This is a genomic window from Micromonospora sp. CPCC 205546 (genome assembly GCF_036902715.1).
Taxonomy (GTDB): Bacteria; Actinomycetota; Actinomycetes; order Mycobacteriales; family Micromonosporaceae; genus Micromonospora.
In genome coordinates, this window is sequence record NZ_JBAKHL010000037.1 from 41,695 (window position 1) to 68,510 (window position 26,816).

The window sequence follows — 26,816 nt, forward strand, 5'->3', positions numbered from 1 at the left end:
CCGCACCGACGCCGCGTCCCCGCCCGAGGGACGCGGCGTCGCGGCGTTCCCGGCCGGGCGTGAGCCCTGCCCCGCGGCCGCACGCGGGCCCCGTCCCGGGACCGGGAAGGGCGCTCGGCTCAGCGCACCGTCACGGTGACGGCGTGCCAGCCGGTGGCGCCGTCCGGGGCGACCGCCTGACGCCGCCCGGTCTGCGTCTCGCCGGTGACGTCGGTCGCCCGGACGGTGAGGGTGTGCTCCCCCGGGCTGGCGTCCCACCGCCACGACCACTGGACCCAGGTGTCCACCGACACCACGGGAGCCAGCTCCGCCTCGCGCCAGGGTCCGTCGTCGACGCGTACCTCGACGCGGCGGATGCCGCGGTGCTGCGCCCAGGCCACCCCGGCCACCGTGACGGCACCGGCGGTGAGCCGGTTGCGGGGGCGGGGCGTGTCGATCCGGGACTGGGTCTTCACCGGCCCCTGCGCCGACCAGCCGCGCGGCACCCAGTACGCGTCGAAGTCCGCGAAGCTGGTCAGCTCCAGTTCGGTGACCCACTTGCAGGCCGACACGTAGCCGTACAGGCCGGGCACCACCATCCGCGCCGGGAAGCCGTGCTCCACCGGCAGCGGCTCGCCGTTCATCCCCACCGCCAGCAGCGCGTCGCGCCCGTCCCGGAGCACGGCGGTGGGCGTGCCGCAGGTCCACCCGTCCACCGAGCGGCCGACGACCTGGTCGGCGCCCTGTTCCGGCTCCGCCTCGTCGAGCAGCTCCCGGATCGGCACGCCCAGCCAGCGCGCGTTGCCGACGAGGTCCCCGCCCACCTCGTTGGAGACGCAGGCGAGGGTGACGTACCGCTCGACCATCGGGCGGGCCAGCAGGTCGGCGAAGCTCAGCTCGATCTCGTTGCGCACCCGGCCGTGGATGCGCAACCGCCAGCTCTCCGGGTCCACCTGCGGCACCACCAGCGCGGTGTCGATCCGGTAGAAGCCGAGGTTCGGCGTGACGTACGGGGCGAGCCGGGTCAGCGACAGGTCCGCCCCGGCCGGCACCGCCGGGGCGGGCGCCACGGGGGCGGGCAGCACGACGGCCTCCCGTGCCGCCGACACCCCCCGCCGGCCGGCCAGCCACCGACCGCCGAGCCCGACCACCCCGGCCGCGCCGACCAGGAGTCCGGCCCCGGTCAGGAACCGTCGCCGCGACGCCGGGTCGCTGGGCTCCAACGGCTGCGGGGACGCCGCGACGGCCGGCGACGCGGGGGTTCCGGCGGACGGCGGCGTGGCCCCTCGGACGGGCGGCGGCGTGGCCCCTCGGGCGGACGGCGGCGTGGGCGGGGACCAGGGCCACGGGTCGAGTTCGAGCGGACCGGCGACGAAGGCCCAGAGCACCACCGCACCGAGCCCCGCGCCGACCAGCGAGGGCAGCGCGTCGGCGGGCCCGGCGCCGGCCCGGGTCACGGCGGCGGCCACACCGAGGGCGGCGAAGACGGCGATGCCGGCGAGGCCGACCGCCAACCGGCGCAGCGACAGCACACCGAGCAGCGCCGCGAAGGCGGCGAGCAGCAGGCCCGTGCCGACCAGCAGCGCGATCTTGTCGTACGTGCCGAAGAGGGCGATGCCGAGCTGCTTGAGCGGCTCGGGCACCGTGTCGACCACGAGCCCCCCGACGGCGACCAGTGGCGCCGAACGGGGGCCGGTCAGCACCGCCACCAGTTCGGCGGAGCCGATCGCCACCGTGGCGGCGGTGACCCCCGCCAGGGCGGCGTAGCCGCGCGTCGTGCTGCTCATCGGGCCAGTGTTTCCGATGCGCCGGCCGGCCGGTAGTCGCGCCGGTGGGACGGAAGGCGTCGGGGCGCACCGTCACGCGGACGGTGCGCCCCGACGAGGCGTACGGCGAGGGTCAGAAGCCCGGGCCGTGCTGGTGGCCGTGGCCGTGCCCGTGGCTGTGGCCGTGCCCGCCGGCGGCGGCCGGCTCGGCCTTCTCCGGCTTCTCCACCACGAGGCTCTCCGTGGTGAGCAGCAGGCCGGCGATCGACGCGGCGTTGGTGACCGCGTTACGGGTCACCTTCACCGGGTCGACGATGCCGGACTTCGCCAGGTCGACGTACTCGCCGATGGCGGCGTCGAGGCCGTGGCCCCACTCCTTGCCGACGACCTTCTGCACCACGACGTAGCCGTCGTGCCCGGCGTTCTGGGCGATCCAGCGCAGCGGCTCGACCAGCGCCTTGCGCACGATCGAGACGCCGACCTTCTCGTCACCGGTGAAGCCGAGGTCGTCCTCGAGCACCGGCAGGATCTGCGCCAGGGCGGCACCACCGCCGGGGACGGTGCCCTCCTCGACCGCGGCCTTGGTCGCGGCGATCGCGTCCTCGATGCGGTGCTTGCGCTCCTTCATCTCGACCTCGGTCGCGGCGCCGACCTTGATGACCGCGATGCCGCCGGAGAGCTTGGCCAGCCGCTCGGCGAGCTTCTCCCGGTCCCAGTCGGAGTCCGAGGCCTCGATCTCCTTGCGGATCTGCGCGACCCGGTCGGCGACCTCGCTGGACTGGCCTCCGCCGTCGACGACCGTGGTGTTCTCCTTGTCGACCACGACGCGCCGGGCGGTGCCGAGCACCTCCAGGCCCACCTGGTCGAGCTTGTAGCCCAGCTCGGGGGCGACCAGCTCGGCGCCGGTGAGGATCGCCATGTCCTGCAGCATCGCCTTGCGGCGGTCGCCGAAGCCGGGGGCCTTGACCGCGCAGACCTTGAGGGTCTTGCGGATCGAGTTGACCACCAGCGTCGACAGCGCCTGGCCGTCGACGTCCTCGGCGATGATCAGCAGCGGCTTGCTGTTCTGGAGGACCTTCTCCAGCAGCGGCAGCAGCTCCTCGATCGCCGAGATCTTCTGCGTGGTGATCAGGATGTACGGGTCCTCCAGGACCGACTCCTGCGACTCCACGTCGGTGACGAAGTTCGGCGAGATGAAGCCCTTGTCGAACTGGAGACCCTCGGTCACGTCCAGCTCGGTGTGCAGGGCGGAGCCCTCCTCGACGGTGATGACACCGTCGCGGCCGACCTTCTCCATCGCCTCGGCGATCAGCTCGCCGATCGTGGCGTCCTGCGCGGAGATCGTCGCCACGTGCGCGACCGACTCCTTGTCGGCGACCTCGACGGCGCGGTCGAGCAGCGCCTCGGAGACCTTGGCGGCCGCCGCGTCGATGCCCCGCTTGAGGCCGGCCGGGTTGGCGCCGGCCGTGACGTTGCGCAGGCCCTCGCGGACCATCGCCTGGGCCAGCACGGTGGCGGTGGTGGTCCCGTCGCCGGCGACGTCGTTGGTCTTGGTCGCCACCTCCTTGACCAGCTGCGCACCGAGGTTCTCGTAGGGGTTGGTGAGCTCGATCTCCTTGGCGATGGTCACGCCGTCGTTGGTGATCGTGGGCGCACCGAATTTCTTGTCCAGGACGACGTTGCGCCCGCGCGGGCCGAGGGTGACCTTGACCGCGTCCGCGAGGGCGTTGACACCGTGCTCGAGCAGGTGCCGGGCGTCGTCCGAGAAGCTCAGGATCTTCGCCATGTATGTCCCTTCGAAGCGACGTCGCCCCGGCCCGGCGAGCCGGACCGGGGCGACGACACTGATCGGTTGCTTACTTCTCGATGACCGCGAGGACGTCGCGGGCGGAGAGCACCAGGTACTCCTCGCCGGCGTACTTGACCTCGGTGCCGCCGTACTTCGAGTAGATGACGGTGTCGCCGACGGAGACGTCAACCGGGATCCGGTTGCCCTTGTCGTCGATCCGGCCCGGGCCGACAGCGAGGACGGTGCCCTCCTGCGGCTTCTCCTTGGCGGTGTCGGGGATCACGATGCCCGACGCCGTGGTGGTCTCAGCCTCGTTCGCCTGGACCAGGATCCGGTCCTCGAGCGGCTTGATCGCAACCTTGGTCGCGGTAGTCACGGGCATACCCTCCTGGGGTACTGGTTTCGTTACCGACCGGCAAGCCGGCCAGCGTCAATCTGCCACATGCCACCGGGCGGGGCCGTCGTCGCGGGTGCCGGTCCGCCTGGCGTTCAGCGCCCGGGCCACGGGGCCCGGAAGCTGGCACCCTCGGGGTGAGAGTGCTAATCGCAGGTTATTCCTCGGCTAGCACTCCGTCAAGGAGAGTGCCAACCCGCCGCTCGGCGCGTCGGGTCCGCCGACCACAATGACGGGGTGGATCTCGACCAGTTGGCCGCCCTGCGTACGCCCGAGGGGTCGGCCGCGCTCGACGCCGCCGCGCGGGTGGCCGGCGGCGACCCGCTGACCGCGGTGGCCGCGCTCCGCTCGGCCGGCCTGCCCGCCGGGCTCGCGTCGGCCGCGCTGACCCAGGCCGAGCTGCGGCGCCGGGCGGTCGGCAAGTTCGGGCCGGTGGCGGCGGGGATGTTCCTCACCCGGGCCGGGCTGGAGCAGGCCACGCGCGGCGTCGTCGCGGCGCGGCGGGCCGGGCGGCTGCGGGCCGCCGGGGTGCGCACCCTCGCCGACCTCGGCTGCGGTCTCGGCGCGGACGCGCTCGCCGCCGCCCGCGCCGGCATCCGGGTGTACGGCGTGGAGGCCGACCCGGTGACCGCCGCGATGGCCGTCGCGAACGCCGAGGCCGCCGGGCTGGCCGAGCTGTTCACGGTGGAGTGCGGCGACGCCACGGCGTTCGACGTGGGCCGGGTCGACGGGGTGTTCTGCGACCCGGCGCGGCGCAGGGCCGGCACCGGGCGGCGGATCTTCGACCCGAACGCCTACTCCCCGCCCTGGGACTTCGTGGTCGGGCTGGCCGAGCGGGTGCCACACACCGTCGTGAAGGTGGCGCCCGGCATCGACCACGCACTGATCCCGGCGGGTGCCGAGGCGGAGTGGGTGAGCGTCGACGGCGACCTGGTCGAGGCGGCCCTGTGGTGCGGCGACCTGGCGCGGGTCCCCCGCCGCGCCACCGTGCTGCGCGGCAGGGAACGGCCCTCCGTCGACGCCCCCGGCGCGAAGGAGGGCCCGGCCGACCGATCGGCCGGCCCCCGCCAGCTGACCGGCTCCGGCGACGTCGAGGCCGCCGTCGGCCCGGCGCGCCGCTTCCTGTACGACCCGGACCCGGCGGTGGTCCGCGCGCACCTGGTCGCCGAGCTGGCCGACACCCTGGGCGCGACGCTGGCCGACCCGAGCATCGCCTACCTCTACGCGGACGCGCCGACGCCGACGCCGTTCGCCCGCTGCCTGGAGGTCACCGACGTGCTGCCGTTCTCGCTCAAGCGGCTGCGGGCGCTGCTGCGGGAGCGCCGGGTCGGGCGGGTGGAGATCCTCAAGCGCGGCTCCGCGCTGGAGCCGGAGAAGCTCCGCCGGGACCTGCGGCTGGCCGGGAACGAGGCGGCCAGCCTGGTGCTGACGCGGGTCGCCGGGGCGCCGACGGTGCTGCTCTGCCGGCCGGTCGGGTAGCGCGCGAGCGGTGCACCCCGGCGTCCCGCCCTTTCGGGTCGCGGGTCGCGTGGCTGCGGGTTAGCTTGACCGTCATGGCGGGACGGGGCACTCCGGCGACGGCGCTGCTGACGAGGCGGAAGATCCCGCACAGCACCCACCCGTACGACGTCTCCCCGGACGCGCCCCAGTACGGCGCGCTGGTCGCGGCGGCGCTGGGGGTGCCGCCCGAGCGGGTGTTCAAGTCGCTGGTGACCGAGGTCGACGGCGCGCTGACGGTGGCGGTCGTACCGGTCACCGGCGAGCTGGACCTCAAGGCGCTCGCGGCGGCGGTGGGCGGCAAGCGGGCCACCCTGGCCGACCGGGCGGCGGCCGAACGGGCCACCGGCTACGTACGCGGCGGGATCAGCCCGCTCGGCCAGCGCCGGCGGCTGCCCACGGTGCTCGACTCGTCGGCGCTCGACCATCCCACCGTCTACGTCTCGGCGGGCCGGCGCGGCCTCCAGCTCCGGCTCGCCCCGCAGGATCTGGTGACGCTCACCGGGGCGACCACGGCCCCGCTGTCGACCGGCTGAGCCGCGCCGCTCCCGGCGGCGACGAGAGAGCGCTCCCCTGGTGGGCGACGGCGGCGTGTCAGGGACGTTGCTGAATTGTTACTGCCGACAACAAACTCGCCACCTCGGCGCTCTTGTGCCCACGGGCCGGCGCGGAATACGTTGCCGGACACAACAAACCGACACCATCCCCCACCCCCGAAAGGACCCTGCTGATGCGCAAGGGCTTCCTCACCTTCGCCGCCGTGGGCCTGCTGGCCACCGGTGGCCTGACCGCCTGCGGCGACGACTCCGGTTCCGAGGCCGGCGGCTCCGCCGAGAAGAAGCCGAAGATCGGCGTGATCCTGCCGGACAGCAAGTCCTCCGCCCGCTGGGAGGGCGCGGACCGCAAGTTCCTGACGGAGGCGTTCGAGGCCGCCGGCGTCGACTACGACATCCAGAACGCCCAGGGCGACAAGACGGCGTTCCAGACCATCGCCGACCAGATGATCACCAACGGCGTGACCGCCCTGATGATCGTCAACCTGGACTCCGGCACCGGCAAGGCCGTGCTCGACAAGGCCAAGTCCCAGGGTGTGGCCACCATCGACTACGACCGGCTCACCCTCGGCGGCTCGGCCACCTACTACGTCAGCTTCGACAACGAGGCCGTCGGCAAGCTCCAGGGCGAGGGCCTCAGCAAGTGCCTCACCGACAAGGGCGCCAAGAACCCCGTCGTGGCCTACCTCAACGGCTCGCCGACCGACAACAACGCCACCCTGTTCAAGAACGGGTACGACTCGGTGCTCAAGCCGAAGTTCGACTCGAAGGAGTACACCAAGGGCCCGGACCAGAACGTTCCGGAGTGGGACAACGCCCAGGCGGCCACGATCTTCGAGCAGATGCTCACCCAGCAGCGGGGCAAGATCGACGGTGTGCTCGCCGCCAACGACGGCCTCGGCAACGCGGCCATCTCGGTGCTGAAGAAGAACAAGCTCAACGGCAAGGTCCCGGTGACCGGCCAGGACGCCACCCCGCAGGGCCTGCAGAACATCCTCGCCGGTGACCAGTGCATGACCGTCTACAAGGCGATCAAGGAGGAGGCGAAGGCCGCCTCGGACCTGGCCATCGCGGTGGCCAAGGGTGAGAAGAAGGAGACCGGCCAGACGGTCAAGGACCCGGAGGGCGGCCGGGACGTCCCGGCGGTCCTGCTGACCCCGAAGCTGATCTACAAGGAGAACGTCAAGGACGTCATCGCCGACGGCTTCGTCACCAAGGACGAGGTCTGCGCCGGGACGTACGCCAAGCTCTGCGCCGACGCCGGCATCAGCTGACCCGTACCCGATTCCACGCGCACGCCGCCCGGCACGGACCCTGTGCCGGGCGGCGGTTCGCGCCGGACGGGATCCGAGACCTCCCCTCCACCTGAAGGAGCCCCCGTGTCCGCAACCCCCCTGCTGGAGCTACGCGGGATCGACAAGAGCTTCGGTCCCGTCCAGGTCCTGCGCGACGTCGCCTTCTCCGCCCACCCGGGCGAGGTGACCGCGCTGGTCGGCGACAACGGCGCCGGCAAGTCGACCCTCGTCAAGTGCATCAGCGGCATCTACCCCACCGACGCCGGCGAGTTCCGCTTCGACGGCCGGCCGGTGACCATCAACAGCCCCCGCGACGCCGCCGCGCTCGGCATCGAGGTCGTCTACCAGGACCTCGCGCTCTGCGACAACCTCGACATCGTGCAGAACATGTTCCTCGGCCGGGAGAAGCGCAGCGGCATCGTGCTCGACGAGCCGACCATGGAGCAGATGGCCGCCGACACCCTCGCCGGGCTGAGCGTACGGACCGTGAAGTCGCTGCGGCAGCACGTCTCCAGCCTCTCCGGCGGCCAGCGCCAGACCGTCGCGATCGCCAAGGCCGTGCTCTGGAACAGCAGGCTCGTCATCCTCGACGAACCGACCGCCGCGCTCGGCGTCGCGCAGACCGCCCAGGTGCTGGAACTGGTCCGCCGGCTCGCCGACAACGGCCTGGCCGTGGTGCTCATCTCGCACAACATGAACGACGTCTTCGCCGTCTCCGACCGGGTCGCCGCGCTCTACCTCGGCCAGATGGTCGCCCAGGTGAAGACCACCGACATCACCCACTCGCAGGTGGTCGAGCTGATCACCGCCGGCCGCTCCGGCGGGCTCGGGCTCGCCACCGAGCCGGCCAACGGCGGCAAGGGGCACGGCGCGCAGCCGGCCGGCAGCAACCCAGGAGGCGTCCAATGACCAGCACCGTCGTGCGGAAGGACGGCCCGGCGGCCGTCACACCGCCGCCCACCCTCGGCAGCCACGTCCGCAACTACGTCAGCCGGGTCCGCGGCGGCGACATCGGCGCACTGCCCGCCGTACTCGGCCTGGTCGTGCTCTGCACGGTCTTCTCGGTCATGCGGCCGACGTTCCTCAGCGCCGGCAACTTCGCCAACCTGTTCACCCAGGGCGCCGCGGTCACGCTGATCGCGATGGGGTTGGTCTTCGTCCTGCTGCTCGGCGAGATCGACCTCTCCGCGGGCTTCGCCAGCGGTGTCTGCGCCGCCATCCTCGCCAACGTGGTCACCGTGCTGGGCTACCCGTGGTACGTGGCCGTGCTCGCCGCGATCGTCACCGGCGTGGCGATCGGCACCACCCTCGGCTTCCTGGTCGCGAAGATCGGCATCCCGTCCTTCGTGGTGACGCTCGCCGGGTTCCTCGCCTTCCAGGGCATCGTGCTGATGCTGATGGAGGAGGGCGCCAACATCTCCGTCCGCGACGAGGTGCTGGTGGCCATCGCCAACCGCAACCTGCCGCCCGTACTCGGCTGGCTCCTGGCCGCGGTGGCGGTCGCCGGCTACGCGGCCGTGCAGCTGCTCCGGCACCGTAAGCGGGCCTCCCGGGGCCTGCTCACCGACCCGATCGCGGTGGTGTTCGCCCGTGTCGGCGGGCTGGCGCTCGTCCTCGGCGCGGCGGTCTTCATCCTCAACCTGGAGCGCAGCCGCAACGTCGTGATCAGCTCGCTCAAGGGCGTGCCGATCGTCGTGCCGATCATCGCGGCGCTGCTGGTCTTCTGGACCTTCGTGCTCCAGCGCACCACCTACGGCCGGCACGTCTACGCCGTGGGCGGCAACAAGGAGGCGGCGCGCCGGGCCGGCATCAACGTGGACCGCATCCGCATCTCGGTCTTCGTCATCTGCTCCTCGATGGCGGCCGTCGGCGGTATCGTCGCCGCCAGCCGGGCGAACTCGGTGGACCCCAACACGGGTGGCAGTGACGTGTTGCTCTACGCGGTCGGCGCGGCGGTCATCGGGGGCACCAGCCTCTTCGGTGGCAAGGGCCGGGTGCTCGACGCCGTCCTCGGCGGCGCGGTCGTCGCGGTCATCGACAACGGAATGGGCCTGATGGGATACAGCTCGGGGGTGAAGTACGTGGTCACCGGCGTGGTGCTGCTGCTCGCCGCGAGCGTGGACGCGTTCTCCCGCCGGCGCTCCACCTCCACCGGCAACCGTTGACGGCGCGGCACCGGAAGTGACGACGGCGATGCGCGCAGGACCGAGCCAGGACGAGATCCGCCGGCAGAACCTGGGCGCGTTGCTGCGCTACGTGCACGTGCACGGGGCCACCACCCGCGCCGAACTCACCACCACGCTGGGGCTCAACCGCAGCACCATCGGCGCGCTGACCGCCGACCTGGCCGGCGCCGGGCTGGTCAGCGAGGGGACGCCGAAGGAGACCGGCCGGGCCGGACGACCGTCGCTGGTCGTCCGGCCCGAGTCGGACCGGGTGCACGCGTACGCGTACAGCATCGAGGTGGACCGGCTGCGGGCCGCGCGGGTCGGTCTCGGCGGCTCGGTGCTCGACCGTCGGGAGCTGGACCGCCCCCGGGGCCTGACCGCCGCGGAAGCCGCGCCGCTGCTGGCGGAGGCGGTCAAGGAGATGCAGCAGGGCGCGCCGGCGGACGCCGTCTGCGTCGGCGCCGGCGTCGCCGTCTGCGGCATGGTCCGGCGCGCCGACGGGCTGGTGCGGCTGGGCCCGACCACCGGATGGGTGGACGAGCCGATCGGCGCCGCGCTCGGCGCCGAGCTGGGCTGCGACGTACCGGTCACGGTCGGCAACGTGGCCGACGTGGCGGCCTTCGCCGAGCACGCCCGGGGCGCGGCGGCCGGCTGCGACAACGTCATCTACCTGTACGGGGACGTGGGCGTCGGCGCCGGCATCATCGCCGGCGGTCGCCGGCTGACGGGGCACGGCGGCTACGGTGGCGAGGTCGGCCACATGGTGGTCGTCCGGGACGGCGCGCCCTGCGAGTGCGGCTCCCGGGGCTGCTGGGAGACCGAGATCGGCGAGTACGCGCTGCTGCGCGCGGCCGGCCGCTCCGACGCGCGGGGCCGCGACGCGCTGCTGGCCGTCTTCGACGCCGCCGACCGGGGTGACCTGCGGGCGCAGACGGCGGTACGCCAGGCCGGCGACTGGCTCGGCTTCGGGGTGGCCAACCTGGTCAACATCTTCAACCCGGAGATGGTCATCTTCGGCGGCAGCATGCGGGACCTCTACCTCGCGTCGGCGGCCCAGGTGCGCAGCCGGCTCAACTCGGTGGCCCTGCCGGCCTGCCTGGAGCACGTCCGGCTGCGTACCCCCGAGCTCGGTGACGACGCGGCGCTGATCGGCGCGGCCGAGCTGGCCTTCGAACACCTGCTCGCCGACCCCCTCGACGCCGGCTGACCGTCCCCGCCCTCGTCCCGTGCCCACCGCGGGCGGGCGCCGGCGGGGGCCGACCGGTGAACCGATCGGTCGGCCCGTCCGTACCAGTGCGCGGACGGGCGAGGGCGCAGGCGTCGCCCGGCCCGGACCCGTTCGGACCGGACCGAGGAGGCACCACGGACATGGCACCGCTCAGATCCGCCCGTCGCCCGCGGGGACACCGCGCACCTCGCCTGGCGGTGCTGCTCGTCGCCGTCGTCGCCGGGCTCGGGGTGCTGCCCGGCGTGGCCGTCGCGGCGCCGGGCGGCCAGCAGCTCAACGCGGCCGACGCCGCCCTGCTCAACGGGGTGCGCCTGGCGGGGCTCTGGGAGATGCCCGCCGGACAGATGGCCGCCGAGAAGGGCCAGAGCGCGAAGGTACGCGAGATCGGCGCCGGCATCGCCACCGAGCACGAGGAACTGGACCGGCTCACGGTCGAGGCGGCCAACAAGCTCGGGGCGAGCATCCCGAGCGAGCCCACCGCCGAGCAGAAGGGCTGGCTGACGGAAATGCAGAACGCCTCCGGCGCCCGCTTCGACCAGATCTTCGTCACCCGGCTCCGGGTCGCCCACGGCAAGATCTTCCCGGTCATCGGGGCGGTCCGCGCCAGCACCCGCGACCCGGTGATCCGCAAGCTCGCCGACGACGCCAACCGGTTCGTCCTGCACCACATGCAGATGCTGGAGAGCACGGGGCTGGTGCGCTGGCCGGAACTGCCCCCGGCCGCCCTGCCCGCCCCCGGCGAGGACGGCCTGCTGGCCGCCGCCTCCGCCAACTCCGGCCCCCCGATCGGGGTCAGCAGCACGGTGGTCTGGCTGGTCTTCCTCGCCGCCCTCGGCACCGGCGGCATCGCCACGTACCGCGTCCTGCGCCGCACCTGACCGACCGCCGTCCCGGGTGGGCGCGGGTTTGTCGGCCCACGGCCCGGCGGCCCACGGTCTGGCCGATCGTGGGCAGGCCGCCCACGGTCTGGCTGCTCGTGGTCGGGCGCGTCTGCTCCGGCCATCCGAGGGCCGGGCCCGTGCACTACTTTCAGTGACCTCCGCGGGCTTCCTCCCGCCGCCAGGCGTCACCTGCCTCGCGAGGTGAGGTGTCAGGTCCGGCAAGCGCAGGGAGAAATCCCGCTACTCGTTGAGTTCCGGCCCCAGCAGCCGGATCTCCTCGACGTCGAGGACCGCCTGCAGCTCCCGCAGGACGATGTCGTCGATCTCGTTCGTGTCCCGCAGCCTGGTGATCTCACGCCGTCCGTGTTCGAGCACGGCGAGCCGCAGCCGCCGGTCGAGTTCCCGGGCCTGCTCGGCCGAGTGGCCCTCCTCGGTGGAGCGGACGTCGTCGAGGTGCTGCTCGTAGTCCGCCCGGATCCGTTCCACGGCCTCCGGCCCGGCGCCGATCCGCTCGGCCGCCTCGGGCAGCCCCGCCAGCGCGGCCTCGGCGGCGCGCATCCGGGCCAGGCGCAACTCGCCGAGGCGCCGGGTGTCGCCGACCAGACCCGCCCACCCGACGACGGCGGGCAGCGTGGTGCCCTGGATCAGCATCGTCAGCAGGATGACCACGGCGGTGGCGAAGATGATCAGGTCACGCTCGTGCACGGGCGTACCGGTGGGTGTCGCCACCGGCACCGCGAGAGCTGCCGCGAGGGAGACCGCGCCCCGGAACCCCGCCCACCCGACCGCCGTACGGACCCGCCAGTTGGCCCGCTCGTCCTGCTGCGCCGCCCGGCGGTCGACGACGAGGAAGGCGAAGGCCGCCAGGTGGATCCAGAGCATCCGGAGCAGCACCACCACGCCGGTCACCACCACCGCGATGACCAGCGCCCGTACCACCGACAGGCTGGTCACCCCCCGCAGGGCGCGCGGGATCTGCAGCCCGAGGAGCACGAAGAGCCCGCCGTTGATCAGGAACGTGGCGAGGTCCCAGAAGCCGTACGCCAGCACCCGGGAGCGGGCCCGGACGACCCGAGGTGCGGCGTACGCCAGCATGAGGCCCGCGACCACCACCGCCAGGACGCCGCTGGCGTGCACGAACTCGGCGAGGAGGAACGCGACGAACGGCGTGAGTACGCTCAGCGCGCCCTCGCGCAGCGGGTCGTCGAGACGTCGCCGGACCAGGATCACCGCCCCGCCGACAAGCAGGCCGGCGGTGATGCCGCCGGCCGACGCGAGGACGAACCGCTCGGTCAGCCCGAGCACCCCCGGTTCGGTGCCGCCCACGATCAGGCCCAGCCCGACGGAGAAGAGCACCAGGGCCGTGCCGTCGTTGATGAGGCTCTCCGCGTGCAGGGTGGTCAGGATCCGGCGGGGCATCCGCCTGGCCAGGCCGGCGACCGCCGCGGCATCGGTCGGCGCGAGCACCGCGCCCAGCACCCAGGCGGCGGCCGGGTCGACACCGAACCGCTGCGCGACGAGCGACACCGCGACCATCGTCGCCACCACCAGGCCAACCGCGAGCAACGTGATCGCGAGGAGGTTCGTGCGGATCTCGCGCAGGCTGGTGGTGATGCTCTCCTTGTAGAGGATCGCCGGCAGGAACAGCAGCAGCACCACGTCGGGCTCCAGCACCACGTGCGACAGCGGCGGCAGGAGCGCGAGCAGCGCGCCCATCGTGATGAGCAGGACCGGGGACGCCACGCTGTACCGACCGCCGAGGGTCGTGCCGACCAGCACGGTGACGCCCAGCACCACGATCAGTTCGAGACCGCCCACGTCGCACCCCCGTCACCGGCCGACGCCGCGGTGACGGGTGCGCGCCGTCGCCTGCCGCTCCACCATCGTGGTACGGCTCTCCGGCGCGGCACCCTCGAACCCGGAAACAGGCCCCTCTGCCCGCCGGCACCGGCGGCGACGCCCTCGACAGGGCGCGGCGGGTCAGGAGCCCGTGCCGTGCCAGGAGCGCCAGAGGGCCGCGTAGGAGCCGTCGGCCGCCACCAGTTCGTCGTGCGAGCCGATCTCGGCGATCCGGCCGTCCTCCACCACCGCGACCCGGTCGGCGTCGTGCGCCGAGAAGAGCCGGTGCGCGATCGCCACGACCGTACGGCCCGCGAGGACGGCCGCGAGGGACCGCTCCAGGTGCCGGGCGGCGCGCGGATCGATCAGCGAGGTGGCCTCGTCGAGCACCAGGGTGTGCGGGTCGGCCAGCACCAGTCGGGCCAGCGCCAACTGCTGCGCCTGCGCGGGCGACAGCGGGTGCCCGCCGGCGCCGACCACCGTGTCCAGCCCGTCCGGCAGCCCGTCGGCCCAGCCGAGCGCGTCGACGGCGGCCAGCGCCGAGCGGACCGCCGATTCGTCGGCCGCCGGTCGCACCATCGCCACGTTCTCCCGCAGCGTGCCGATGAAGACGTGGTGCTCCTGGGTGACCAGGGCGACGTGCGTCCGCAACTCCGCCAGGGGCAGTTCGTCGAGCCGCCGACCGCCCACGGTGACCGAGCCGGTGCGGGGCGCGTGCACCCCGGCGAGCAGCCGGCCGAGGGTGGACTTGCCGGCGCCCGACGGGCCCACCATCGCCAGCTTCTCCCCCGGCTCCGGCACCAGGGTCACCCCGTGCAGCACGTCCCGGCCCTCCCGGTAGGCGTACCGGACGTCCCGGGCAGCGAGCCGACGGTCCCCCGGCGGCGCGGGATCGGCCGGGCCCGGGGAGGCCGCGGCGGACCGGGCCGGGGCGCCGGCCGGCGGGTCGGCGTCGGCCACCCCGAGCAGGCGCGCCATCGAGGCGCCGCCGACCTGCAACTCGTCCAGCCAGGAGAGCAGCCGGTCGACCGGGTCGATCAGCTGCTGCACGTAGAGCGTGGCGGCGGTGACCTCGCCGAGGCTGACCCAGCCCTTGAGGTAGAACCATCCGCCGATGAGCAGCGTGGCCACCACCGGCAGCACGTAGCCGATCTCGGCGATCGGGAAGAACACCGTACGCAGCCGCAGGGTGTAGCGCTCGGCCGCGTACGACCGGCGGATGTCGGCGTCGGTGCGGGCCCGGCGGCGCGCCTGCTGCCGCAACGCCTCCGTGGTCCGCGAACCGTCGACGGTCTCGCTGATGCCGTCGGTGATGTCGGAGTAGGCGGCGTTCTCCCGCAGGTAGCCGGCCGGTGCGCGGCGCAGGTACCAGCGGGTGCCGGCCCACAGCAGCGGCACCGCGAGCAGGCAGGGCAACGCGAACAGCGGGTCGACCAGGAGCAGCGCGCCGACGATGAAGCAGCCGGTGACCATCGCGATCAGCGTCTCGGGCACCGCGAACCGGACCGTCCTCGACAGCGCGGAGACGTCCCGGGACGTCCGGGTGAGCAGGTCGCCCGTGCCGGCCCGCTCCACGGTGGCCAGGGGCAACGCCATGATCCGGTCGACGAACTCCTCGCGCAGCTCGGCCAGCACCCGCTCACCGAGCCGGGCCGACGCAAGGTGGGCGAAGCGGACCAGCACCGACTGCACCAGCACGAACCCGGCGATCAGCAGGGCGATCCGGTCGACGGTGACGCCGGACGTGCCGCGGGCGATGCCCTCGACCAGGTCGCCGAGCAGCCACGGCGCGACCAGGCCGGCCGCGGCGGCCAGCGCGTGCAGGCCGAGCGCGACCCCGAGCGCCGCCGGGTGGCGGCGGACGAGCGTGCGGGCGTAGCGCCGCACCTGGCCGGCGTCGGCGACCGGCAGCTCGGTGCCCATCAGTCCTCCCCCCGGCTGACCGTCGCCCGGTAGCGCGGCTCGCCGTCGAGCAGTGCGGTGTGCGACCCCTCGGCCACCACCTTGCCGTCCTCCACGAAGATCACGTGATCGGCGCGGTGCAGCACGAGCGGGCTCGTGGTGCAGACCAGGGTGGTCCGACCCGCCCGGGCCGCGCCGAGCCGGTCCGCGATCCGCGCCTCGGTGTGCGCGTCGACCGCGCTGGTCGGTTCGACCAGCAGCAGGCTCTCCGGGTCGGCGACCAGCGCCCGGGCCAGCCGCAGCCGCTGCTGCTGGCCGCCGGAGAACTCCCGGCCGCGCTCGGCGACGGCGCTGTCCAGCCCCGCCGGCAGGGCCTCGACGACGTCGGTCGCGCTCGCCGCCGCCAGCGCCGCCGCGATCGCCGCGTCGTCGGCCCGGTCGTGCGGGTCCAGTTCCGCGCGCAGCGGCCCGGTGAACAGGTGCGCGTCGTTGTCGGCCACCAGGATCCGCTCCCGTACCGTCGCCAGCGCCACCGCCCGCAGCGGTACGCCGTGCAGCGTCGCGTCCGAGTCGACGTACCGGCCGAGGCGGTCCACGATCGCCGCCGCGTCCTCGGGCGCGCTCGCGGCCAGCGCGGTGAACCGACCCGGCCGCACCGCCACGCCGGAGGCCACGTCGACCAGCTCGCCGGGGCCGTCCGGCAGGACGGCCGGGCGGGGCGGGTCGGTCAGTTCCGGGGCGAGTCGCAGCAGCCGCACCACCCGTCGGGCGGCGACGTGCCCCCGGGTCAGCTTGTCCACCGCCTCGGTGAGCTGCCGCAGCGGGCTGACCAGGAACGCGGTGTAGCCGTAGAACGCGACGAGCTGACCGGCGCTGATCTCGCCGCGCAGCGCGAACCGGGCGCCGAGCCAGGTGACCAGCACCAGGAACGCGCCGGGAAGCAGCACCTGGGCCGCCTCCAGCAGCGACTCGACGCGGGCCACCCGCAGGCCGTCGGCGCGCAGCGCCTGCGACCGCGCCCGGTAGTGGTGGGAGAGCACCGGTTCGCCGCCGACGCCGCGCAGCACCCGGAGCCCGGAGACGATGTCGCCGGCCCGCGCGGTCAGCGCCCCCTCCGAGTCCCGGTACGCCTGCTGCTGCCGGTGCAGCGGCCGGATGAGCAGCCCGACGACCGCCATCAGCAGCGGCACGCCGAGCACCACGACCAGCCCGAGCGGCACGGAGGCCCCGAGCAGGATCACCCCCACGGTGACGATCGCCACGATCGCGCCGGCGCCCCGGGCGGTGATGTCGATGGCCGCGCCGATCTGGCTGATGTCGGCCGTGCCGATGCTCACCACCTCGCCGGCGGAGACGCGGCGGGGGAGCGCGGCGCCGAGCCGGTTCGCCGCGCCCACGGTCAACTGCACCGTCCCGTACGCGCCGGCGAGGAAGTTGTGCACCGCGCAGCGGTGCCGCAGGATGCCCGCGACCGCCTGGAGCACGCCCAGCCCGAACAGCACCAGTCCCCAGGTGAGCAGGGCGTCCTCGTCGCGGCGGGTGAGCCCGTCGACGGCCCGGCCGACGGCCGCCGGCACCAGCGCCTGGGCGACCATCCACACGACGCCCAGCAGGATGCCGACGGTGAGCAGCGCCTTGTGCCGCCCGGCGAGCCACACGAGGTAGCGGGTCGCCGAGCGGATGTCGGGTACGCCGGGGTCACCGGCCGGTGTGAAGCGCATGGCCCACCGACGCTAGGTGGCGGGCCGGTCACCCCGCCAACCAATTACCGCCCGGCGTGCCGCGGCTCACGCGTCTTCCACCGTCGCGCGGCCGGCCTCTTCCACCGTCGCGCGGCCGGCCCCGCCTCAGCGGTCGACCTGGGTGAAGTCCCAGGAGTGCGCCGGGCGGGCCAGCAGCGTCGCCGGGGGCTCCGGCAGCGGGCGCGGGTTGCTGCGCCACTTGGAGATGACCACCACCCGGTGGTCGGTGGAGGAGAACACCTCGCTGGACAGGTGCATGGGGTCGTGCTCGAACTCCGGCAGCGCCGTGTCGCAGACCCAGGTGATCAGGTCTGCGGCGCCGTACGGCTCCGCCCGCGCCTCCCACATCCGCACGATCACGTCAGCCATCCTCGGGGTTCACACGCTGACCGTGGTCAGCGGCATGGCGGAGTCGGCGGGCAGGTCCAGCCGGCTCGGTGCGACACCCGAGGCGACCAGGTGCGAGCCGAGGGCGGCGACCATCGCGCCGTTGTCGGTGCAGAGGCCGGGTCGGGGCACCCGGACCCGGATGCCCAGCGCGGCGGCCCGGTCGGAGGCCATCGCCCGCAGCCGGGAGTTGGCCGCGACGCCCCCGCCGATCACGAGCGTCCCGACGCCGTTGCTCCGGCAGGCGTCGAGCGCCTTGCGCACCAGCACGTCGCAGACGGCTTCCTGGAAGGACGCCGCCACGTCGGCGAGCGGCACCGGCTCGCCGGCGCGCTGCCGTGCCTCGACCCACCGGGCCACCGCCGTCTTCAGCCCGGAGAAGGAGAAGTCGTAGCGGTGGGCGGCGAGGTCCTTGGGGGCGGTCAGGCCGCGCGGGAAGCCGATGGCGGCGGGGTCGCCGGCCCGGGCCTCCCGGTCGATGTACGGGCCGCCGGGGAACGGCAGCCCGAGCAGCCGGGCCACCTTGTCGAACGCCTCGCCGGCCGCGTCGTCGATGGTGGCGCCGAGCGGGGTGACGCCCCGGGCCAGGTCGTCGACGAGCAGCAGGGAGGAGTGCCCGCCGGAGACCAGCAGGGCGATCGCCGGCTCGGGCAGCGGGCCGTGTTCCAGGGTGTCCACGGCGACGTGCGCGGCCAGGTGGTTGACGCCGTAGACCGGCTTCTCGGCGGCGAGCGCGTAGCCCTTCGCGGCGGCCACCCCGACCAGCAGCGCGCCGGCCAGCCCCGGCCCGGCGGTGACCGCGATCGCGTCGATGTCGGCGAGGGTCACCCCCGCCTCCTTCAACGCCCGGTCCATCGTCGGCACGATGGCCTCCAGGTGGGCCCGGCTGGCCACCTCGGGCACCACGCCGCCGAAGCGGGCGTGCTGCTCGACGCTGGAGGCGAGCGCGTCGGCCAGCAGGGTGTGCCCGCGTACGATCCCGACCCCGGTCTCGTCGCAGGAGGTCTCGATGCCGAGGATCAGGGGTTCGTCAGTCATCGCTCACATCCTGCGTGCGCTGCATGACCAGCGCGTCGGTGTTGCTCGGTTGGTAGTAGCCGCGCCGCACGCCGATCGGCTCGAAGCCGTACGTCGCGTAGAGCCGCTGGGCGGGGGCGTTGTCCGCCGCGACCTCCAGCAGGGTGCTGCGGGTGCCGAGCCGGGCGGCCTGGGCGAGCAGCGCCTCCAGCAGCAGCCGACCGACCCCGCGCCGCTGGGCGTCCCGGCGCACCGCGACGTTCTGTACCCACGCCTCGTCGGGCGGGGCCACGGCGAGCCCGGCGTAGCCGAGCACGGCGTCGTCGTCACCGGTGGCGACGAGGTAGAAGTGCCCGTTCGCCAGCTCGTTCCAGAACATCGCCGCCGACCACTGCTCGGTGCCGAACAGGTCCGCCTCGATCGGCAGCACCTCGTCGACGTGCCACCACCGGAACCGCTCCAGGCGGACGGTCACGGCAACACCGGCTTTCGAGCGGTTGCCGCCACGGCGTCCGGGCGGCGCAGGTAGAGCGGGGTGAGCGCCTCCGAGGGGGCGCCGGCCCGGATGCGCTCGCCGGCCAGGGCGGCCAGTACGGCCGCGTCCGGGTAGCGGGGCTCGTCCCGCACGGGCAGGCCGAGCGCGTCCGCGTACCGGTGCGCGCCGTCACCGACCGCGGCCGTGACGGCGAGGCCGCGGGCGCGCTCGGCGGCGACCGCCGGCGACGACACCTCCGGCCCGACGATCCGCTGGCCCGCGCCGTCGTACACCGCCCAGTAGATCTCCCGGCGGCGCGCGTCGCTCGCCGCCAGCACCGGCTCGCCGGCGGCCGCCGGGTGACCGATGGCGTCCAGCGAGCAGACGCCGTACGTCGGGACGCCCAGCACCTGGCCCACGGTGGCGGCGGTGACCAGCCCCACCCGCAGCCCGGTGAACGGGCCGGGGCCGAGCCCGGCGACGATCGCGCCCAGGTCGGCGGGACGGGCACCGGCCTCGGCGAGCACGGCGTCGACCTGCGGCGCGAGCAGTTCGCCGTGGGCGCGGGCGTCGACCGTGCAGCGGTGCGCACGGGTCGCCACGCCGTCCGCCGCGACCTCCACCAGCGCAGCGGTCACCGCGGGCGTCGAGCTGTCCACCACCAGTACCAGCACGGTGAGCCAGCCTAGTCGCCCCCTTCGTCACCCCCGGTGACGCCCTTCCCCATCCCCCGGGTGCCGGCACTCGCACCACCCCCGGCCCCAGGGGCGTCGGGGCACCCGCGGGAAGCCACCCCCGCCGGCGCCCCACGGAAGCCGCCTCCGCCGGCGGCCCGCCGGAAACCACCAACCCCTACCGCCTGCGGCCTTGGGCGTGCAGGTGGGGACCTCCGGCCGGCCGGCTCAGGCTCGCGCACCGAAGGCTACCGGCGGTCGTCTTGGAGGGTCCCCCGTTGATGGCCCCCAACGAGCGCGATACCTCTCAGTCATCTATATGCCTGAGAGGTATCGACCGCACGAAGACATGGTTCATCATGTCGGGATGTCGACCAGCCGCCTCGTCTCCCTGTTCGGCCGCGCCGTCCGGCGTCAGCGCGAGTTGAACGAGCTCAGCCAACGACAACTGGCCGAGCTGGCGGGCGTCAGCCAGGCCTCGGTCGCGCGTATCGAACGCGGCGACCGCGCGCCGAGCCTGCCGGTGCTGGAGCGGCTGCTCGCCGCGATGGACGTCCAACTGGCCGTCGCGGTGGAACCGCTCGACGCGCATCTGGACGCCCGGATCACCGAGCTGGCCGCCCGGCCGCTCGCCGACCGGGTCGACGCCCTGGGGCTGGACCGGTTCCTGGACAGACTCGGCGACCTGCCGTACGTGCTCACGGGCGGCACGGCCGCGCTGCTCCAGGGCGCGCCCCTACCGGTCGACGCCCTGGAGATCGCGGTCCGCTGGCGTGACTCGACCCGGTTCACCGCCTGGTTGGACGCGGCATACGGGCAACGGTGGAACGGGCGCTGGGGCGAGTTCGGAGGGCTGCGGCTCGAGCCCGAGGAGCCCGGCGAGCACCGGTGGCAGACCCGGTACGGCGAGCTTCGGGCGACGATGTGTGACGAGCTGCCGGAGGCCATCGAGGTACGCCATGGCGGGCGCGGTTACCCGGTGGTGCCGCTCGTCGAGCTGGAGTTGACCGATCCGGGCGCCGCCGAGCTGCTGCGCCGCTACCGCGGGGGCGGCGGTCAGCACCCACCGAGCGGACAGCACCCGCCGAGCGGACAGCGCCCACCGACGCAGGGCGGTAGCCGAGCGGGTGCCGGCCCGTCGTCAGCCGGCTGAGCGTTCCCAGTCGACCGTGGGCAGGCCGGCGTCGGCGAGCGCCTTGTTGGCGGCGCTGAACGGGCGGCTGCCGAGGAAGCCGCGCGGGTTCATCGGGCTCGGGTGCCCGGCCTCCAGCACCACGTGCCGCGGGTTGGTGACCAGGGTGGCCTTCTTGCGCGCGTAGCCGCCCCAGAGCAGGAAGACCACCCGCGAGTCCATCGCGTCGAGCGCCCGGATCGTGGCGTCGGTGAACTCCTCCCAGCCGCGGTTGGCGTGCGAGCCGGGCGTCGCCTCACGGACGGTGAGGACGGAGTTGAGCAGCAGCACGCCCTGCGCCGCCCAGCCGCTGAGGTTGCCGCCGCGCGGCTTCGGCACGCCGAGGTCCTCGCCCAGCTCCTTGAAGACGTTGCGCAGCGACGGCGGCACGCTCACGCCCTCCCGCACGCTGAAGCTGAGCCCGTGCGCCTGCCCCGCCTTGTGGTAGGGGTCCTGCCCGAGGATCAGCACCCGGCAGTCGGCCGGCGCGCAGAGGCGGTAGGCCGAGAAGAGGTCCTCGACCGGCGGGAAGACGGTGCGGGTCGCGTACTCGCCCGCGACGAACTCGGCCAGCGCGGCGGTGCGGGCCGGGTCGAGGTGCGGGGTGAGCACGGCACGCCAGTCCTCCGGCAGCAGCGCCAGCAGGTCCAGGGTGGGGGCGTCGTCGGGCATCGGCAACCTTTCGCCTGTCGGGTCCGTCCCGCGCACTCTAGGCAGCCGGTACGACAGCGTTCACCCGAGGGCGGCCAGGCGCCGCGCCCAGTCGCCGCCGACCGGCTCCAGCTCGACCACCCGGGTGTCGTCGTCGCGCCGGTCGACGCGTACCCGCAGGTGGGCGTCGACGAGCTGCTCGACCAGGCCCTCGCCCCACTCCACCACGGTCACCGACTCGTCCACGGAGGCGTCCAGGTCGAGGTCGTCGATCTCGGCGCGCGGGTCGGCGGCGTCGCCCAGCCGGTACGCGTCGGCGTGCACCAGCGCCACCGTGCCGCCGCGGGCCGGGTCGGGTCGGTGCACGCGGGCGATCACGAAGGTGGGCGAGGTGACGTCCCCGAGCACCCCGAGGCCGGCACCGATGCCCCGGGTCAGCGCGGTCTTGCCGGCGCCGAGGGGCCCGGTCAGCAGCAGCAGGTCGCCGGCGCGCAGCAGCCCGGCCAGCCGCCGCCCGAACTCGTGGGTGTCCTCGACAGCCGGCAGCTTCACGACGTGGCTCACAGCGCCTCCAGGAACCGGACCAGCGCCTCGTTGACCTCGTCGGCGTGCTCCAGCATCACCACGTGCCCGCTGTCGGAGATCTTGACGAACTCGGCGTGCGGCAGCCGCCGGACGATCTCCTCGGAGTGCGTCACGGGGGTGATCATGTCCTTGTCTCCGACGACCACCAGCACGGGGGTGTCCGCCAGCGCGGCGAGCGCCGGGAACCGGGAGTGCGTGGCCAGCGTCCGCAGGTAGCGCGTCACCGTGTCGGCGGAGGTCCGGGAGTTCATCGTCTCGACGTACGACACGAGGGCGGCGCTGGGATGGCGGGTGCCGAAGCCGTACTTGCGGGTGAGCAGCCAGGCCACGTTGGTGGTGGACCGGCGCGCCCGGTCGATCACCGGCCCGCCGTAGCGGGTCACGTTGCCGACCACGTGCAGCACCGGCGCGCCGACCCGGCCGAGCAGGGCGGGCGCCACCAGCTTGGTCTCGGCGATCAGGCCGCCCGAGGTGGCCATCAGCACGGTGCCCACGACCCGGTCGCCGAACAACTCTCCGAACAGCTCGGCGAAGGCCATGATGGTCATCCCGCCCATCGAGTGGCCGACCAGCACCAGCGGCCCCTCCGGGGCGGTCCGGTCGATCACCTCGCGCAGCGTCCGGCCGAGCGCGGTGAGGTCGTACTCGCCGGTCTCCAGCCGCCCCGACCGGCCGTGCCCGGGCTGGTCGTACGCGACGATCCGGTGCTCGCCCCGCTCGGCGAGCAGCTTGCGCTGGAAGTGGAAGGTGCCCATGTCCAGGCAGAAGCCGTGCACCAGCACCACGGTCGGGTTGCCGGGCACGGGCCGGGTCGGCTCCACCACCTCGACGTGGATGTCGGTGCCGTCGGGCATCTCCAGCCGGAACGAGTCGTCGTAGCGCTGGTCGCCGAAGACCTCCCCGGCGTACGGGTCGGTGGGGTCGGCCTTGAGCCTGCGGACCAGGGCGCGTTCGGTGGCGACGCCGGCCGCGAGCCCGGCGGCGGCGACCCCGACGGCGGCCAGCGCGCCGACGGCTGCCCTGGCGTGCGCGGTACGCGGCAGGGGGATGCGGGGCCGGGACGTCACGGGCGCTCGCCGTCGTAGACGCGGGACACGCGGGTGCCGCCGAAGCGGGTGACGATCTCGTAGTTGATCGTGCCGACCGCTTCGGCCCAGTCGTCGGCGGTGGGTCCGCCGTCGGTGCCGTCGCCGAAGAGGGTGACGACGTCGCCGGCGGCCACCGGGTCGTCGCCGCAGTCGAGCACGAACTGGTCCATGCAGACCCGGCCCGAGATCGTCCGGCGCTTGCCGCCGAGCTGCACCGGGCCGCTGTTCGAGGCGTGCCGGGGCACCCCGTCGGCGTAGCCGAGCGGCACCACCGCGAGGTTCGCCTCCCGCTCGGTGGTGTAGGTGTGCCCGTACGAGACGCCGGAGCCGGCGGGGACGCGCTTGGTCAGCATCACCCGGGCCCGGGCGGTCATCGCCGGGCGCAGCCCGTAGCGCTCGCCGGCCACGGGGGAGAGACCGTAGACGGCCAGCCCGGGGCGGACCAGGTCGAAGTGGGTGTCGGGCCGGGTGAGGGTGGCGGCCGAGTTGGCCAGGTGCCGGTAGCGCGGCCGCAGGCCGGCCTGCTCGGCCATGCCGATCCCCTCGTGGAAGACGGCGAGCTGGCGGTCGATGGTCGGGTGGCCGGGCGAGTCCGCGTACACGAAGTGGCTCCACACCCCGACCACCTCGACCAGGCCGTCGGCCTGCGCCTTGGCGGCGGCGTCGAGCAGGGCCGGCCAGTCGGCGACGGTCGCGCCGCCCCGGGCCAGGCCGGTGTCGATCTTGAGGTGCAGCCGGGCCGGCCGGCCGGCGGCGCGGCCCGCCTCGACCATCTCGGCGAGCTGGGGCAGGCTGGCGACGCCGAGGTCGACCCCGGCGGCGACGCCCTCGTGCAGCGGCAGCCCCGGCGCGAGGAGCCAGGCCAGCACGGGCACGTCGAGCCCGGCCCGGCGCAGCGTGAGCGCCTCGTCCAGCGTGCAGACCCCGAGCCAGTCGGCTCCGGCGTCGAGGGCGGCGCGGGCGGCCGGGACCATGCCGTGGCCGTAGCCGTCGGCCTTCACCACCGCCATCAGCTCGGCGCCGGTGCCGGACCTCAGCCGGCTCACGTTCTCGCGGATCGCGTCCAGGTCCACGCGCACCTCGGCCTGCCACATGCCCCCAGCCTACTTTCCGCGCCGAGCCCTCCGACCGAGGCCGGCGTGGCCGATCGGGGCCGGTCGCAGCGGGTGCCGCGTCCCCCGGCAGGCAGCGCGGCCGCCGACACGGAGGGAGCGGCCGGATCAGCCCAGGCGGGCGAGGACCGGGCGCAGGGCGTCGGCCACGTCCGGCGCCGTCACCGGCCCACCCCGGGCCGCCTCCCGACCGGCCAGCCCGTGCAGGTACGCGGCCGCCGCCGCCGCCCGCTCCGGAGGCAGCCCGGCCGCGAGCAGCGCACCGAGCAGCCCGGCCAGCACGTCGCCGGTGCCCCCGGTGGCCAGCGCGGGGGTGCCGGTCGGGTTGACGTACGCCCGGCCGTCCGGTGTGCCGATGACCGTGCGGTCGCCCTTGAGCAGCACCACCGCGTTCATCCAGGCGGCCAGCCGCAGCGCGGAGCCCACCCGGTCGGCGCCCGGTTCCTCCCCGCAGAGCCGGGTGAACTCCCGGTCGTGCGGGGTGACCACGATCGGGGCGTCCCGCTTGCGCAGCCGGTCGGCGAGCGAGCCGTCGACCAGCAGGGTCAGCGCGTCGGCGTCGAGCACCACCGGCACCGGGGCGGCGAGCACCGCCCGCAGTTCCGCGGCCGCCTCCTCGCCGGTGCCCAGGCCGGAGCCGCAGACCCACGCCTGCACCCGCCCGGCGTCGGCGACCCGATCGGTCGCGATCACCGACGGGTGCCGGCGCAGCACGTCCGCCCTGGCCGAGCCGGCGTAGCGGACCAGGCCGGTCGGGCCGGCCAGCGCCCCGGCGACCGAGAGCACGGCCGCCCCCGGGTAGGTGGCCGAGCCGGTGGCGACGCCCACCACGCCCCGGGTGTACTTCTCCGAGGCCGGGCCGAGCCGGGGCCACCAGTCGACGACGTCCGACCACTCGGTCACGCCCAGCGCCGGGGTGCCCCGCAGCCAGGGCTCCAGCCCGATGTCGACCAGCTCCACCTCGCCCGCGAGCGCGGCGGCCGGACCGACCACCAGGGCGGGCTTCAGCCCGCCGAAGGTCACGGTCACGTCGGCCCGTACGGCACTGGGGCGGCCCGAGGCGGTCAGCGGGACGTGGCCGGTGTCGACCGCGACCCCGCTGGGCACGTCCACGGCGACCACGGCGGCGGGGGCGCCGTCGCGTCCGCGGTGCCGCACCAGGCTGGCGGCGAGCTGGTCGGCGGTGTCCCGCAGCCCACCGCGCCCACCGATCCCGACGATGCCGTCCAGCACCAGGTCGACCGTCCCCGGCGGCCGGTCGACGACCCGTCCGCCGGCGGCCCGCAGCGCGGCCATCCCCTCCGCGTGCGCCCGGCCGGGGGTCAGCAGCAGCGCCGACACGGCCGCTCCCCGGCGGGCCAGGTGGGCGCCGGCGTAGAGCGTGTCGCCGCCGTTGTCACCGGAGCCGACCAGCAGCAGCACCCGCGCGGCGTAGACGCCGCCCCGGTCGCCGAGCAGCAGCGCACAGCGCCGGGCCAGCCCGGCGGCCGCGCGCCTCATCAGCGTCCCGGGCGGCAGCGTGGCCATCAGGCCCGCCTCCGCAGCGCGTACGTCCGCGACCCGCCACACCCGTTTCATGCCACCCCGTCCCGTCCGTTGCCGGCGCGCCGCCACCCGGCACGCTCCCGATCACCTTTCCGCGACCACCATCGCCGAGGCGATCCCCCCGTCGTGGGACAGCGAGAGATGCCAGCGGTTGACCCCGCGTTCGGTGGCCGCCGCCGCGACCGTGCCGGAGACGGTCAGCCAGGGACGGCCGTCCGGGTCCGGCACGACCTCGCAGTCGTGCCAGCTCAGGCCGGCCGGGGCGCCGAGCGCCTTGGCGACCGCCTCCTTGGCCGCGAAGCGGGCCGCCAGCGACTCGGGCGAGCGGGGGTTGCCCGAGCGCGTGCGGCGCTCGGCCTCCGTGAAGAGCCGGTCGGCGAGCAGCGGTGTGCGTGCCAGTGCCTTGGCGAACCGCTCGACGAGGACCACGTCGATGCCGACAGCGACGATCACCCGCTCACCCTACCGGCGCGGGCGGGCGCACATTAGCCGCCGGTTGCGCGCGGGGCAACGCCTGTGGACGACCGGCCGTACGCCTGGCGGACCGTCGTCCACAGGCCACGCGCGGGGGCGTGGCCGACGCCTAGCGTCGCGGCCGTCGATGTTTCCGTGAGGCGGGGGGCCCGAAGATGACCGAGGAGCCGTTGACCGTACGACCCGACGCGTTGCGCCGGGCCGCGCGCGGGCTCGACGACACCGCGTACCGGCTGGCGCACGGGCTGGCCGGGGCGTCCGGGCTGGTGGTGCCGGCCCCGCTCTGGTCGGCCGGGGCGGCGTCGGCCGGGCTGGAGGCGGCCGTGCACGCCTGGTTCGGCGGGCTCGCCGCCCGGGTCGCCGGCACGGCCGGCGCGGTCCGGGCCGCCGGCGAGGCGTACGAGGCGGTGGACGACCGGGCGGCCGGCCGGCTCACCGCGCTGTCCCGGTGACCGCCCCGGCTCCGGCGGCGGCCACCCGGCCCGCGCCTGCCGGACACCCGACGCACCCGGCGGGCCGGGTGGCCCCGACGCGGGCGGCCGGGCGGCCGGCACACCCCGCCGAGCGCGCGGCGGACGTCGGCTACCGGCAGCTCTGGGCGGC

Annotated in this window: 25 protein-coding genes; 9 read left to right on the plus strand and 16 right to left on the minus strand. The window is 74.6% G+C overall.

Annotated features, from left to right (window positions below):
* Window positions 1–119 precede the first annotated feature (119 nt).
* From V6U77_RS18270 to groES, 3 genes are all read right to left on the minus strand, one after another.
* A complete protein-coding gene (locus V6U77_RS18270) occupies window positions 120–1,766 on the minus strand; it encodes a molybdopterin-dependent oxidoreductase (protein WP_334607543.1) in 1,647 nt (548 codons plus the stop codon).
* A gap of 112 nt (window positions 1,767–1,878) precedes the next feature.
* Complete coding sequence (gene groL, locus V6U77_RS18275) at window positions 1,879–3,531, minus strand: chaperonin GroEL (RefSeq protein ID WP_334607544.1); 1,653 nt, start codon at window positions 3,529–3,531, stop codon at window positions 1,879–1,881.
* A 70-nt stretch (window positions 3,532–3,601) separates the two neighbouring features.
* A complete protein-coding gene (gene groES / locus V6U77_RS18280) occupies window positions 3,602–3,916 on the minus strand; it encodes a co-chaperone GroES (RefSeq protein ID WP_121399825.1) in 315 nt (104 codons plus the stop codon).
* A gap of 249 nt (window positions 3,917–4,165) precedes the next feature.
* Between groES and V6U77_RS18285 the strand changes: the two genes are divergently transcribed.
* The 7 genes from V6U77_RS18285 to V6U77_RS18315 all read left to right on the plus strand — a co-directional run bounded on the left by V6U77_RS18285 (window position 4,166) and on the right by V6U77_RS18315 (window position 11,548).
* Window positions 4,166–5,407 carry a THUMP-like domain-containing protein gene (locus V6U77_RS18285; RefSeq protein WP_334607545.1) on the plus strand — a complete coding sequence of 414 codons (1,242 nt, stop codon included), beginning with the start codon at window positions 4,166–4,168 and terminating at the stop codon, window positions 5,405–5,407.
* 74 nt (window positions 5,408–5,481) lie between these two features.
* Window positions 5,482–5,961, plus strand: coding sequence for a Cys-tRNA(Pro) deacylase (gene ybaK / locus V6U77_RS18290; RefSeq protein ID WP_334607546.1), 480 nt, complete (start codon window positions 5,482–5,484; stop codon window positions 5,959–5,961).
* A 194-nt stretch (window positions 5,962–6,155) separates the two neighbouring features.
* Entirely contained in the window at window positions 6,156–7,253 is a 1,098-nt protein-coding gene (locus V6U77_RS18295; RefSeq protein WP_334607547.1) for a sugar ABC transporter substrate-binding protein, read from the plus strand.
* A 105-nt stretch (window positions 7,254–7,358) separates the two neighbouring features.
* Window positions 7,359–8,183, plus strand: coding sequence for an ATP-binding cassette domain-containing protein (locus tag V6U77_RS18300; RefSeq protein ID WP_334607549.1), 825 nt, complete (start codon window positions 7,359–7,361; stop codon window positions 8,181–8,183).
* On the plus strand, window positions 8,180–9,439 hold the full coding sequence (locus tag V6U77_RS18305; protein ID WP_334607550.1) for a sugar ABC transporter permease: 1,260 nt from the start codon (window positions 8,180–8,182) through the stop codon (window positions 9,437–9,439). The genes V6U77_RS18300 and V6U77_RS18305 overlap by 4 nt, the downstream gene beginning before the upstream one ends.
* 28 nt (window positions 9,440–9,467) lie before the next feature.
* Entirely contained in the window at window positions 9,468–10,649 is a 1,182-nt protein-coding gene (locus V6U77_RS18310) for an ROK family protein (RefSeq protein WP_334607551.1), read from the plus strand.
* A gap of 161 nt (window positions 10,650–10,810) precedes the next feature.
* Window positions 10,811–11,548 carry a DUF4142 domain-containing protein gene (locus V6U77_RS18315; RefSeq protein WP_334607552.1) on the plus strand — a complete coding sequence of 246 codons (738 nt, stop codon included), beginning with the start codon at window positions 10,811–10,813 and terminating at the stop codon, window positions 11,546–11,548.
* A gap of 243 nt (window positions 11,549–11,791) precedes the next feature.
* On the opposite strand, the gene V6U77_RS18320 is transcribed toward V6U77_RS18315, so the two are convergent.
* The 7 genes from V6U77_RS18320 to tsaB form a co-directional block, all read right to left on the minus strand.
* Window positions 11,792–13,369 (minus strand): Na+/H+ antiporter, encoded by a 1,578-nt coding sequence (locus tag V6U77_RS18320; RefSeq protein WP_334607553.1) that lies wholly within the window; start codon window positions 13,367–13,369, stop codon window positions 11,792–11,794.
* 162 nt (window positions 13,370–13,531) lie between these two features.
* Window positions 13,532–15,313: an ABC transporter ATP-binding protein gene (locus tag V6U77_RS18325; RefSeq protein ID WP_334607554.1), complete on the minus strand. Its 1,782-nt coding sequence runs from the start codon at window positions 15,311–15,313 to the stop codon at window positions 13,532–13,534.
* Window positions 15,313–17,013, minus strand: coding sequence for an ABC transporter ATP-binding protein (locus V6U77_RS18330; RefSeq protein ID WP_334607555.1), 1,701 nt, complete (start codon window positions 17,011–17,013; stop codon window positions 15,313–15,315). Before V6U77_RS18330 ends, V6U77_RS18325 begins: the two co-directional genes overlap by 1 nt.
* A 126-nt stretch (window positions 17,014–17,139) precedes the next feature.
* Window positions 17,140–17,394, minus strand: a complete 255-nt coding sequence (locus tag V6U77_RS18335) for a hypothetical protein (protein WP_334607568.1) — start codon at window positions 17,392–17,394, stop codon at window positions 17,140–17,142.
* Between the two features lie 18 nt (window positions 17,395–17,412).
* Window positions 17,413–18,459: a tRNA (adenosine(37)-N6)-threonylcarbamoyltransferase complex transferase subunit TsaD gene (gene tsaD / locus V6U77_RS18340; RefSeq protein WP_334607556.1), complete on the minus strand. Its 1,047-nt coding sequence runs from the start codon at window positions 18,457–18,459 to the stop codon at window positions 17,413–17,415.
* Window positions 18,452–18,913, minus strand: coding sequence for a ribosomal protein S18-alanine N-acetyltransferase (gene rimI / locus V6U77_RS18345; protein ID WP_334607557.1), 462 nt, complete (start codon window positions 18,911–18,913; stop codon window positions 18,452–18,454). The genes tsaD and rimI overlap by 8 nt, the downstream gene beginning before the upstream one ends.
* Entirely contained in the window at window positions 18,910–19,587 is a 678-nt protein-coding gene (gene tsaB / locus V6U77_RS18350; RefSeq protein ID WP_334607558.1) for a tRNA (adenosine(37)-N6)-threonylcarbamoyltransferase complex dimerization subunit type 1 TsaB, read from the minus strand. Before tsaB ends, rimI begins: the two co-directional genes overlap by 4 nt.
* A 367-nt stretch (window positions 19,588–19,954) precedes the next feature.
* Here tsaB and V6U77_RS18355 point away from each other — a divergent pair, with 367 nt between their 5' ends.
* Complete coding sequence (locus V6U77_RS18355; RefSeq protein ID WP_334607559.1) at window positions 19,955–20,740, plus strand: helix-turn-helix domain-containing protein; 786 nt, start codon at window positions 19,955–19,957, stop codon at window positions 20,738–20,740.
* Here the strand turns inward: V6U77_RS18355 and ung are convergent.
* The 6 genes from ung to V6U77_RS18385 form a co-directional block, all read right to left on the minus strand.
* Window positions 20,729–21,430 (minus strand): uracil-DNA glycosylase, encoded by a 702-nt coding sequence (gene ung / locus V6U77_RS18360; protein WP_334607560.1) that lies wholly within the window; start codon window positions 21,428–21,430, stop codon window positions 20,729–20,731. The two genes, V6U77_RS18355 and ung, sit on opposite strands and share 12 nt — an antisense overlap.
* Before the next feature lie 60 nt (window positions 21,431–21,490).
* Window positions 21,491–21,973 carry a tRNA (adenosine(37)-N6)-threonylcarbamoyltransferase complex ATPase subunit type 1 TsaE gene (tsaE, locus tag V6U77_RS18365; RefSeq protein ID WP_334607561.1) on the minus strand — a complete coding sequence of 161 codons (483 nt, stop codon included), beginning with the start codon at window positions 21,971–21,973 and terminating at the stop codon, window positions 21,491–21,493.
* Window positions 21,970–23,061, minus strand: a complete 1,092-nt coding sequence (locus V6U77_RS18370) for an alpha/beta fold hydrolase (RefSeq protein WP_334607562.1) — start codon at window positions 23,059–23,061, stop codon at window positions 21,970–21,972. The genes tsaE and V6U77_RS18370 overlap by 4 nt, the downstream gene beginning before the upstream one ends.
* On the minus strand, window positions 23,058–24,176 hold the full coding sequence (gene alr / locus V6U77_RS18375) for an alanine racemase (RefSeq protein ID WP_334607563.1): 1,119 nt from the start codon (window positions 24,174–24,176) through the stop codon (window positions 23,058–23,060). The genes V6U77_RS18370 and alr overlap by 4 nt, the downstream gene beginning before the upstream one ends.
* 126 nt (window positions 24,177–24,302) lie before the next feature.
* Window positions 24,303–25,772, minus strand: a complete 1,470-nt coding sequence (locus V6U77_RS18380) for an NAD(P)H-hydrate dehydratase (protein ID WP_334607564.1) — start codon at window positions 25,770–25,772, stop codon at window positions 24,303–24,305.
* Between the two features lie 51 nt (window positions 25,773–25,823).
* Window positions 25,824–26,192 carry a holo-ACP synthase gene (locus tag V6U77_RS18385; protein ID WP_334607565.1) on the minus strand — a complete coding sequence of 123 codons (369 nt, stop codon included), beginning with the start codon at window positions 26,190–26,192 and terminating at the stop codon, window positions 25,824–25,826.
* A 176-nt stretch (window positions 26,193–26,368) separates the two neighbouring features.
* Here V6U77_RS18385 and V6U77_RS18390 point away from each other — a divergent pair, with 176 nt between their 5' ends.
* Window positions 26,369–26,665, plus strand: coding sequence for a type VII secretion target (locus V6U77_RS18390; protein ID WP_334607566.1), 297 nt, complete (start codon window positions 26,369–26,371; stop codon window positions 26,663–26,665).
* The last annotated feature ends 151 nt before the right edge of the window (window positions 26,666–26,816 follow it).

Excerpts from the sequence above, each read along its gene's own strand:
- V6U77_RS18270 (WP_334607543.1), bottom strand. The coding sequence starts at position 1,766 with ATGAGCAGCACGACGCGCGGCTACGCCGCCCTGGCGGGGGTCACCGCC.
- groL (WP_334607544.1), bottom strand. The coding sequence starts at position 3,531 with ATGGCGAAGATCCTGAGCTTCTCGGACGACGCCCGGCACCTGCTCGAG.
- groES (WP_121399825.1), bottom strand. The coding sequence starts at position 3,916 with ATGCCCGTGACTACCGCGACCAAGGTTGCGATCAAGCCGCTCGAGGAC.
- ybaK (WP_334607546.1), top strand. The coding sequence starts at position 5,482 with ATGGCGGGACGGGGCACTCCGGCGACGGCGCTGCTGACGAGGCGGAAG.
- V6U77_RS18295 (WP_334607547.1), top strand. The coding sequence starts at position 6,156 with ATGCGCAAGGGCTTCCTCACCTTCGCCGCCGTGGGCCTGCTGGCCACC.
- V6U77_RS18305 (WP_334607550.1), top strand. The coding sequence starts at position 8,180 with ATGACCAGCACCGTCGTGCGGAAGGACGGCCCGGCGGCCGTCACACCG.
- V6U77_RS18310 (WP_334607551.1), top strand. The coding sequence starts at position 9,468 with ATGCGCGCAGGACCGAGCCAGGACGAGATCCGCCGGCAGAACCTGGGC.
- V6U77_RS18315 (WP_334607552.1), top strand. The coding sequence starts at position 10,811 with ATGGCACCGCTCAGATCCGCCCGTCGCCCGCGGGGACACCGCGCACCT.
- V6U77_RS18325 (WP_334607554.1), bottom strand. The coding sequence starts at position 15,313 with ATGGGCACCGAGCTGCCGGTCGCCGACGCCGGCCAGGTGCGGCGCTAC.
- V6U77_RS18330 (WP_334607555.1), bottom strand. The coding sequence starts at position 17,013 with ATGCGCTTCACACCGGCCGGTGACCCCGGCGTACCCGACATCCGCTCG.
- tsaD (WP_334607556.1), bottom strand. The coding sequence starts at position 18,459 with ATGACTGACGAACCCCTGATCCTCGGCATCGAGACCTCCTGCGACGAG.
- V6U77_RS18355 (WP_334607559.1), top strand. The coding sequence starts at position 19,955 with ATGTCGACCAGCCGCCTCGTCTCCCTGTTCGGCCGCGCCGTCCGGCGT.
- ung (WP_334607560.1), bottom strand. The coding sequence starts at position 21,430 with ATGCCCGACGACGCCCCCACCCTGGACCTGCTGGCGCTGCTGCCGGAG.
- alr (WP_334607563.1), bottom strand. The coding sequence starts at position 24,176 with ATGTGGCAGGCCGAGGTGCGCGTGGACCTGGACGCGATCCGCGAGAAC.
- V6U77_RS18380 (WP_334607564.1), bottom strand. The coding sequence starts at position 25,772 with ATGAAACGGGTGTGGCGGGTCGCGGACGTACGCGCTGCGGAGGCGGGC.
- V6U77_RS18390 (WP_334607566.1), top strand. The coding sequence starts at position 26,369 with ATGACCGAGGAGCCGTTGACCGTACGACCCGACGCGTTGCGCCGGGCC.